Here is an 8337-nt window from a genome sequence, read left to right on the forward strand (position 1 = left end):
GCGCCCCCGCCCCCCCCCCCCCCGCCGCGCCCCCCCCCGGCCCCCCCCCCCCCCCGCGCCGCCGGCCCCGGGGGAGGGGTCAGTCCAGCAGACTGCCCAGCCTGCCTTCGAGCAGGACCAGCAACTCGCCCAGAGAGTCGGCGAGTTGCCGATGGCTTCCGGCGTCGAGTCCTTCCAGCAGCGAGGCGTCGTACGCCACCTGCTCGGGCAGCAGGCGGTCGAGCAGGAGGAGCCCTTCGTCCGTCAGGGAGAGATGGGTGACCCGGCGGTCCCGGTCGTCGAGGCGCCGGGCGATCAGGTCCCGGCTCTCCAACTGCCGCAGCCGCTTGGTGACGGCAGCTCCCGACGCGAACGTCTCACGGGCGATCCGGCCGGGGGTCAGCTCCCGGTCCGTTCTGCGCAGCGCCCCCAGGATGTCGAACTCCGCCCGGGTCAGCCCCTCCCGTCGCAACGGGGCGTCCGCGGCCTGCTGGAGCAGCGCGGCGCAGCGGTTGACCCGTCCGATCACCGCCATCGGCGCGGTGTCCAGACCGGGCATCACCTGCTCCCACTGCCGCATCACCCCCGCGACGGCGTCCTCGGTGTTCTCGGCCACACCCACACTCCTTCGTTACGGTCGGGCCGATTCTGCCCTCCGGGCCGGTGTGCTCAGGACACCGGGACCCGTGGCGCGGCGTGGCGGACCAGCCGGGCCAACGTACGGTGGCCCTCGTGTTCGGCCGCGGCGACCCGCTCGGCGGGCAGGGCGCGCTGCCACCACTCGCCCGAGGCGGTCTCGAACGCCTCGCGCAGCTCGACGAGGGCGAGCGCGAGCCGGTCCCGGGCCCAGCCGGCCTCGGGGTCATGGCCGGCGCCGTCCGGTACCGCGCGGCCGTGGCCCTCGCCTCCCTTCTCGCCTTCGCCCTCGCTCCCGTTCCCGCTCCCGTTCCCGCCCTCGTTCTCGCCGAGTCGGCGCAGCGCCGCGCTCCGTGCCGCCGTCACACGCGCCAGCGCCTCCTCGATCCGGTCGGTGGCCCGGCGGTTGGTGACCACCGCGCAGCAGGCCAGCCCCACCGTCACACCGACGACCGTGTCGATCAGCCGGTCGGCGATCAGCGTCCCGGTCGGCAGATGGCCGCCGAACTCCGTGAGCAGCAGGGCCATCGGGGTCACACAGACCGAACCCAGCCAGTAGTTACGGGAGATGAGAGCTTCCGCCCCGATCTGGAGCGCCAGCGCGAGCAGCACCATGACCGGCGGACCGACCCGGATCAGTGGCAGCAGTGCGAAGAAGAGGGCCAGCCCGAGGACGTTCCCGAGCACCCGCTGGAGGGCCCGCTGACCGGAGAGTGTGCTGTTGGCCTGGTAGATGGAGGCCGCGGAGACCACCGCCCAGTACGGATGCCCGACCCCGGCGGCCAGCGAGGCCCACCCCGCCAGGGTGCAGCCGACGGCCACCCGGACCCCGACCGGGAGCAGCGGGGAGCCGGGCCGCAGCCGCGTCAGGGCGGCCCGTACCCCCGTCGTCCGGTCCGGCGAGGGACGGCGTACCGCTGCCGGAGTGGTGTGTTCCGTTTCTGCCGTGGCGCCGGTCGGTCGACGGGCCTCGTCGGGGGTCGGGCCGATCTCCGGCAGGGCGCCCCCGCCCCGTACCGCGCGGGCCAGCGCCGCGCACCGCTCGGCCTCGTCGGCCGGGGTGTGCGGGCGCCCCGCTCGGGGGGTGGCGAGCGACGACTCCGCGTGGGCCAGCAGCCGGGCGAGCCGGGCGCGGGCGGCGTCGGTGCCCGGGATCAGGAAGAGCGTGTGCCGACCGGAGTTGACCGCCCCGGCCACCGCCCGCCGCGCCGTCAGCTCGGCGTCCCGAGGCCCGGCATCCCGGTGTCCCGTGCCCTGGTGTCCCATGCCCTGGTGTTCACTCGGCCCGGCCTCCTCCCGCCTGACCTGCCACAGCGCCGATGCCGACTCCAGCGCGCGGGCCACCGCGAGCCGTTCGGGGCCGTGCGGCCGTACCAGTGCGGGCGCCATGCAGACGAGCCAGGCCACCGCCCCGGCGGCCACCGCCAGGGCGAGATGCAGGGGCACGTCGTTCGGTTTCTGCGGTACGAAGAACGCGGTGGACGAGATGAACGTGAGGATCAGATTGCCCGGCGGCCCCACACGGGTCGCGTCGCAGAGCGCCTTGTGGGCGGCGGCGACCAGCGAGGCGCCCGCCACCAGCAGCACCGGTGAGGCGGTCAGCGAGGCGGCCGTCAGCGCGATCCCCAGGCTCGCGACCATCCCCAGCACCACCCACGCCAGGGTGCGGGCGCGGGCCGCGTACGGCAGCCCGTGCGCGTACAGGGCGCACATCGCCCCCGCCGACGTGTACAGCACGAGATCGAGCCGCCCCAGCGCCAGCAGGGTCAGATCGGGCACGGCGAGCGCCGCCGCCGCGCTGAGCGCGGGCTTGTGCCAGGTGTCGACGGGGCGCCGCAGCCGGACGGCGCCCCCGAGATGGTTGCTCATAAAAAAAGATTAACAGGTGTTTTACTCATAAAAGAATATTCGGTCTCCGGTCACTGCTACACAAAAGCGTGAAAAGCGAGCAAACTGGGGTTGTTACGGCTCGATGCCGTACAACACGGTCAGACTTGCGCGAAATGAAGGAGGCGAGTCGTATGGCCGACGTCTCACATTCGAGGGGCGACCTGTCCAGTCACCCCGATGTTCCCGAGATGCGCGCGAGGTACGCCCGCATGCTCGGCGGGCGCGGTGCGGCGCTCCTGGACGGGCCGGTGTTCCTCGTCGGCCTGTTCTGCGCCCTGTCGCCCCTGATCATCCACTTCACCGCGAGCCAGCCGGCCCTCGCGACCCACAACCTGATCATGGGCATCGCGATCGTCGTGCTGGCACTCGGCCTGACCCTCGCCCCGGTGCGGATGGCCGGGCTGAGCTGGGCCATGTGCGCGATGGGTGTCTGGCTGATCATCGCTCCATGGATCGTCGGCAGCAGCCCCGACGCGGGCGTGATCTGGACCAATGCCGTCATCGGCGCGCTCACGTTCCTGTGCGGACTGGCGTGCGCCGCCATGGCGATGCGAGCCGCCCGGAAGGTGTGACCCGCCCGAGCCGTACCCCGAGCGCGGCCGGCCCGTCCCGAGCGGGCGGGCCGCGCTCCGTCCGGCACCGTTCCCGCTGCGCCCCGAGGGTGGGATCATGGCGCGATGACGCTGATCGACCATGTGGACGCCCTGCTCGAAGCCGCCGGCACACCCCCCGTGGTCGCGGCCGGCGACCCGGTTCTGCGACGCCCGGCGGCCCCGTACGACGGGCAGTTGGGGGACGAACGGCTGGCGCGCCTGATCCGGCTGATGCGCGGGACGATGCACGCCGCCCCCGGCGTCGGGCTCGCGGCGCCCCAGATCGGCATCCCGCTGCGGCTCGCCGTCGTCGAGGATCCGGCCCAGGCCCCTGAGGACGTCCTCGCGGCCAGGGGGCGCGTGCCGCAGCCCTTCCGGGTGCTGGTCAACCCCTCCTACCGGCCCGTCGGCGCGGACCGGGCCGCCTTCTTCGAGGGGTGCCTCAGCGTCCCCGGCTACCAGGCGGTGGTGGCCAGGCACCGGACGGTCCGCCTCCGCGGCCAGGACGAACACGGACGCGAGACCGACGAGGAGTTCACGGGGTGGCCGGCCCGGATCGTCCAGCACGAGACCGACCATCTCGACGGAACGCTCTACCTCGACCTGGCCGAGACCCGCTCGCTCTGCGCCACCCACCACCTCACCGAGCGCTGGTCCCAGCCCACCCCCGACCACGCCGCCCGGGAACTCGGCTTCCCTCTCTAGGGCGTGCCGTCTGGATCTTGCTGGGCTCGCGTGCCCCGTCTCACTGTTCGGGAGGAGGGGCGCGGAGGCGGGCGTGCCTGAGGTACGGTGCGTTCCATGGGTACGCATTCTCATCTCCGTGCGGTGGAGTCGCGCTTCGGCGACGTCCACGGCGGGTGTGCGCCCCGCGGCCTCAGCTTTCTGCGCCGCCGCGGCCGGGTGGGTTCGCCCCCGGCGTTCCGCTGTCCCTGCCGCTGATCACGCGCGCCGCAAGCCTGTAGCCCCGTACCTCCGTACCCGCTGAGCCCGTACGGCTCGGCAGTCGTCGCCAGGCCCCACCCCGCGCGTGTCCCCTCGCACCACTCCGCCGTGCCGATCCGAGGAGCCCCGTGACCACCACCGCCGAACCCACTGCCGAGTCCGCCGCAGCCGGACCCATCGCCGCCGCGCCGACCGCGCTGCGCGACCACCGCATCCCCGCCGACGGTCTCTACGAGGGCCACCGGGAACTGCGCCGCCTCCCGGAGGGGTGGCGGGAGCGGCCGTACGAACTCTTCGGCCTCGTACCGCAGGCGCGCACCATCGGCGCCGAGATCCGTGGCCTCGACCTCTCCCGCCCGCTGTCGGCCGGCGTCCGCGCCGAACTCGACCGCGCCCTGCTTGAGTGGAAGGTGCTCTTCTTCCGGGGCCAGCACCTCACCTCCGAGGCGCAGCGCGACTTCGCCCTGAACTGGGGCGAGTTGGAGACCAACCCGCTGCTCGCCACGGCCGGCGCGCCGGACGTCGTCCGGTTCGACCGCTCCGCCGTCCCCACCTTCGAGAACGTCTGGCACACCGATGTGACCTTCCGGGAGCGGCCGGCGCTCGGCGCCGTGCTGCAACTGCGCGAGGTGCCGCCCTCCGGCGGCGACACGATGTGGGCCGACATGGCCGCCGCCTACGACAACCTCCCGCAGGACGTGAAGGACCGTATCGACGGCGCCCGCGCCGTCCACGACTACATCCCGGGCTTCTCGCGCTTCTACTCCGCCGAGCGGCTGGCCCCCTTCCAGGACGAGTTCCCGCCGGTCGAGCACCCGGTGGTGCGCCGCCACCCCGACACGGGGCGGCGGATGCTCTTCGTCAACGCGTCCTTCACCACCCGCATCGTGGGGCTGGAGCGCGCGGAGAGCGACCGGCTGCTGCGGCTGCTCTTCCAGCAGGCCCATGTGCCCGAGTTCCAGGTGCGGTTCCGCTGGGAGGCGGGCGACATCGCCTTCTGGGACAACCGCGCCACCCAGCACTACGCCGTCAGCGACTACGCCCCGCACCGCCGGGTCGCCGAACGCGTCGCCATCGCGGGGGACCGGCCCTTCTGACCCTGTTCGGTCGACGGGGCTTTCCTGCCCGCGTGTGTGGGTGCCCCGAGCCGGGCTGATACGTGGGACACGCCGCTCCCCGCGAAGCGTGAGGTGTCTGATCACCAGCTCGATCTCGCAGAGGAACGGCGTGTCGGTCCTCAGTGTGCGGGGTGTACGCCAGGCAGAGGCGGACACTCAGCGGTCGAGGGGCACGTAGGTGCCGCCGGGCAGGTCCGGTGTTTCGGCGGCGTCGAGCATCGCGGCGGCGACGGTGGCACGGCTGACGCGGGCGGGGAAGAGCCGATGGGGTGCCTGGCCCAGGTCCACGGTGCGACGGCGTTCGCTGAGCGGTCCGGCGGACAGCGGCCCGCAGTGGAAGACCGTGCCCCCGGCGTCGAGGACGGTGGTGTCGGCGCTGACCTTGTCGGTGAGTTCGGCCCCCAGGGCCCGCAGCAGGGTGCGCGTCAAGGCGCCGGCCGCGGCGGCTGAGGTGCCCGTGCCGAACGCCCCCATCCAGATGATGCGCTCGGGGGCGGCGGCCACGGCGCCACGAGCTCCCGCGGTCAGCACACCGACCTGGCCACGGCTGGGGTTACCCAGTGCGGAGACGATGGTGGTGGCGCCTTCGAGGGCACGGCCGAGGGCCTCGGTGTCCCGTACGTCGGCGCGGACTCGGATGAGCCGGTCGTCATGGCCGGTGGCCGGGAGGCGGTCGGGATCACGGGCGACGGCGGTGACGGTGTGGCCACGATCAAGGGCCTGCTGGATCAACTGCTGCCCGGTGGCGCCCGAAGCGCCCAGAACAGTGAGATGCATGGTCGAACTCCTGGAAAGGTGAGGGTATTTGGGGGTTCGGCGATTCCCGCCGGGTGATTGCCGCCGGCGCGGGTCAGGTGGTGCCGGGCACCCACTCCGCAACGTGTTGCCCGGCAGGGTGGCGCATGCCTTCGCCAGGGGCCGGCGGCCGGCGGCCGGCGGGCACGTACGCGGGCGCCGATCCGTTCGGTGACCGGACCCAGGAACGCCGGCATCATCGCGCAGGCGCATACGTTGAGGACCAGCTTCACGGCGACCCACCGGTAGCGCACGCGGCCCCACTCGGTCGCCAACCCCAGCAGGACACCCGTGAGCAGGCAGACGGCCCGTGCCGCGAGTGCCGGGAGCAGAAGAGGGACGACGAGGAAGTCGGGCCGGCAGGGCCGGGGGCCGGCGGGGGAGCCGGTCAGATCGAGGACAGGATGTCCAGCGCCGTGATGTGGATCCTGGGGGCGGCGGCCAGGAAATCGCGGCTGGCCGCGTTCCAGGGCTTGCCGTCCAGGTCGGTGACGGTGCCTCCGGCCTCGGTGACCAGGAGGGCGCCCGCGACGAGGCCGGAGCGGACGTCCGAGAACTGCCAGAAGGCATCCATACGACCGGCGGCGACGTGGATGAGTTGCAGTGTGGCCGGCACCGACACGCGGACGACCAGACCGGCGACGAGCATGGCGGTGACCGATTGCCCGATGCGGTGGAAGGTGTCGGTGCTCTCGCCGGGCCGGGCCTGTCCGGTGCCGGTCAACGCGGCCCTCAGGTCACTCTTCGCCGACACCTTCAGCCTACGGCCGTCGAGGTGGGCGCCACCGCCGGCGGTGGCGGTATAGGTGTCGCCGGTCAGCGGAAGGTGGACGACGGTGAGGACCGGCTGGTTGTCGCGCACCAGGGTGGCGGTCACGGCCCAGTCCGGCATGCCGTGAACGTGGTTGATGTTGCCCTCGGCCGGGTCGACGACCCACCACTCGCCCGGCGGGAGCGCCCCGCCGGCCAGCTCGTCCTCCGCCCACTGCGATCCCGCCCTCGCCCGCAGCAGCGGCTCCCGCAGTACGGCGAGTACCGCGTTGTCATTCGCGTGGATCTCGCCGACGACCTCCTCCAGGCTCACGCCCCGGGCATGGGTCGTGCAGCGCTCGCGCAGGACGGCTCCGGCGTCCTTCACCGCAGCGGTCACCGCGGACAGGAGCGTGGCGTCGGGGTCGAAAGGCATGGCTGTGGGCACGGGGTATCCCCTTCGGTCGGTAGAGGCGGGGTGTTCCCGGACGCTGTCCCTGCCCCGCACCTCGAAGGTAGAAGCCGTAGAAGTTAACATCAAGTGCATCGTTGTTACTTATACAGTTACTGACATGCAACTGGATCTGAACCTGCTCGCGGCCCTGGACGCGCTCCTGGAGGAAGGCAGTGTCCAGGGCGCTGCCGCCCGCCTGCACGTCACCTCCCCGGCGATGAGCCGCTCCCTGGGCCGTATCCGCAAAGCCACCGGCGACCAGATCCTGGTCCGCACCGGACGCCACATGACTCCCACCACCCGCGCCCTGGCCATGCGCACCCAGGTCCATGCTCTGGTGCAGCAGGCCCACCACCTGCTGTCCGTTCAGACGGAGCTGGACCTGGCCGGGCTGGAGCGGGTGTTCACCATCCGCTGGCACGACGCCCTCACCACCACCTGTGCGACCGCCCTGATCGCCGATGTGCACCGCCAGGCCCCCCGGGTGCAACTCCGGCTGACCGCCGAGCCCGGTGACGACACCCCCGAGCTGCGTCGCGGTGAGGTCGACCTCGCCTCCAGTGCCGGACCGCCGTCCCGGCCCGACATCCGCCACCGCCTCATCGGCCACGACCGGCTCGTCCTCGCCGTCCACCCGGGCCACTCCCTCACCCAGCGGCCCGTCACCCCCGAGAGATACGCGGCGGCCGATCACCTCACCGTCTCCAGGCGCGGACTCCTCCACAACCGGATCGACGACGCCCTGAGCGCCCTCGGCCACGAACGCCGCGTCATCGCCTCCGCCCCCACCACCGCCACCGCACTCCAACTCGCCCGCGACACCGACCTCGTGGTCACCCTTCCCGACGCGGCCACCCGCTCCGCCCGCCACCAACTCGGCCTGACCACCCTGCCGGTGCCGCTCGACCTGCCCGAAGTACCCCTGCATCTGCTCTGGCACCAACGCCACGACGACGACCCCGCTCACACCTGGCTACGCGAAACAGCCACCCGAACCCTGCGTACCTTGTTCACCTCGCCCGGGTTCACCTCACCCGGCCAGTAGCCGACAGGCCACGCCCACCGGACCTCCGGGGGAGGTTCATGTGTCCCGCCCGGCCATCCGGCCGGGCGTCCCGGCCGCCCCCACCCGACGTGCCGTCCCCGTTCCCGGGGGCCGGGCGCCGGCGCGGTAAAG

Annotated in this window: 8 protein-coding genes; 4 read left to right on the forward strand and 4 right to left on the reverse strand. The window is 72.8% G+C overall.

Translation table 11 applies throughout. The features are described from left to right. Positions 1-79: 79 nt before the first annotated feature. Positions 80-559, reverse strand: a complete 480-nt coding sequence (locus ACFXPK_RS13620; protein WP_384996844.1) for a MarR family winged helix-turn-helix transcriptional regulator — start codon at positions 557-559, stop codon at positions 80-82. Between the two features lie 89 nt (positions 560-648). Then, positions 649-2484, reverse strand: a complete 1836-nt coding sequence (locus tag ACFXPK_RS13625) for an FUSC family protein (RefSeq protein WP_385074898.1) — start codon at positions 2482-2484, stop codon at positions 649-651. 152 nt (positions 2485-2636) lie between these two features. Between ACFXPK_RS13625 and ACFXPK_RS13630 the strand changes: the two genes are divergently transcribed. The 3 genes from ACFXPK_RS13630 (at position 2637) to ACFXPK_RS13640 (ending at position 5140) form a co-directional block, all read left to right on the forward strand. Then, a complete protein-coding gene (locus tag ACFXPK_RS13630; RefSeq protein WP_384996800.1) occupies positions 2637-3077 on the forward strand; it encodes an SPW repeat protein in 441 nt (146 codons plus the stop codon). A gap of 105 nt (positions 3078-3182) precedes the next feature. After that, positions 3183-3803, forward strand: a complete 621-nt coding sequence (locus tag ACFXPK_RS13635; RefSeq protein WP_385074901.1) for a peptide deformylase — start codon at positions 3183-3185, stop codon at positions 3801-3803. A gap of 368 nt (positions 3804-4171) precedes the next feature. Next, on the forward strand, positions 4172-5140 hold the full coding sequence (locus ACFXPK_RS13640) for a TauD/TfdA dioxygenase family protein (protein ID WP_384996804.1): 969 nt from the start codon (positions 4172-4174) through the stop codon (positions 5138-5140). A 177-nt stretch (positions 5141-5317) separates the two neighbouring features. Here ACFXPK_RS13640 and ACFXPK_RS13645 read toward each other — a convergent pair whose 3' ends face one another. Beyond that, positions 5318-5938: an NAD(P)-dependent oxidoreductase gene (locus tag ACFXPK_RS13645; RefSeq protein ID WP_385074903.1), complete on the reverse strand. Its 621-nt coding sequence runs from the start codon at positions 5936-5938 to the stop codon at positions 5318-5320. A gap of 406 nt (positions 5939-6344) precedes the next feature. Then, positions 6345-7154, reverse strand: a complete 810-nt coding sequence (locus tag ACFXPK_RS13650; RefSeq protein WP_385074906.1) for an inositol monophosphatase family protein — start codon at positions 7152-7154, stop codon at positions 6345-6347. Between the two features lie 124 nt (positions 7155-7278). Here ACFXPK_RS13650 and ACFXPK_RS13655 point away from each other — a divergent pair, with 124 nt between their 5' ends. Beyond that, positions 7279-8205, forward strand: coding sequence for a LysR family transcriptional regulator (locus tag ACFXPK_RS13655; protein WP_385074909.1), 927 nt, complete (start codon positions 7279-7281; stop codon positions 8203-8205). Positions 8206-8337: the final 132 nt, after the last annotated feature.

This window comes from Streptomyces sp. NPDC059142 (genome assembly GCF_042755665.1).
In the GTDB taxonomy this organism is placed as follows: domain Bacteria; phylum Actinomycetota; class Actinomycetes; order Streptomycetales; family Streptomycetaceae; genus Streptomyces.

What these genes read in the sequence shown, in the direction of transcription:
- ACFXPK_RS13645 (WP_385074903.1), bottom strand. Translation starts at nt 5,938, where the DNA reads ATGCATCTCACTGTTCTGGGCGCTTCGGGCGCCACCGGGCAGCAGTTG.
- ACFXPK_RS13655 (WP_385074909.1), top strand. Translation starts at nt 7,279, where the DNA reads ATGCAACTGGATCTGAACCTGCTCGCGGCCCTGGACGCGCTCCTGGAG.
- ACFXPK_RS13625 (WP_385074898.1), bottom strand. Translation starts at nt 2,484, where the DNA reads ATGAGCAACCATCTCGGGGGCGCCGTCCGGCTGCGGCGCCCCGTCGAC.
- ACFXPK_RS13620 (WP_384996844.1), bottom strand. Translation starts at nt 559, where the DNA reads ATGCGGCAGTGGGAGCAGGTGATGCCCGGTCTGGACACCGCGCCGATG.
- ACFXPK_RS13635 (WP_385074901.1), top strand. Translation starts at nt 3,183, where the DNA reads ATGACGCTGATCGACCATGTGGACGCCCTGCTCGAAGCCGCCGGCACA.
- ACFXPK_RS13630 (WP_384996800.1), top strand. Translation starts at nt 2,637, where the DNA reads ATGGCCGACGTCTCACATTCGAGGGGCGACCTGTCCAGTCACCCCGAT.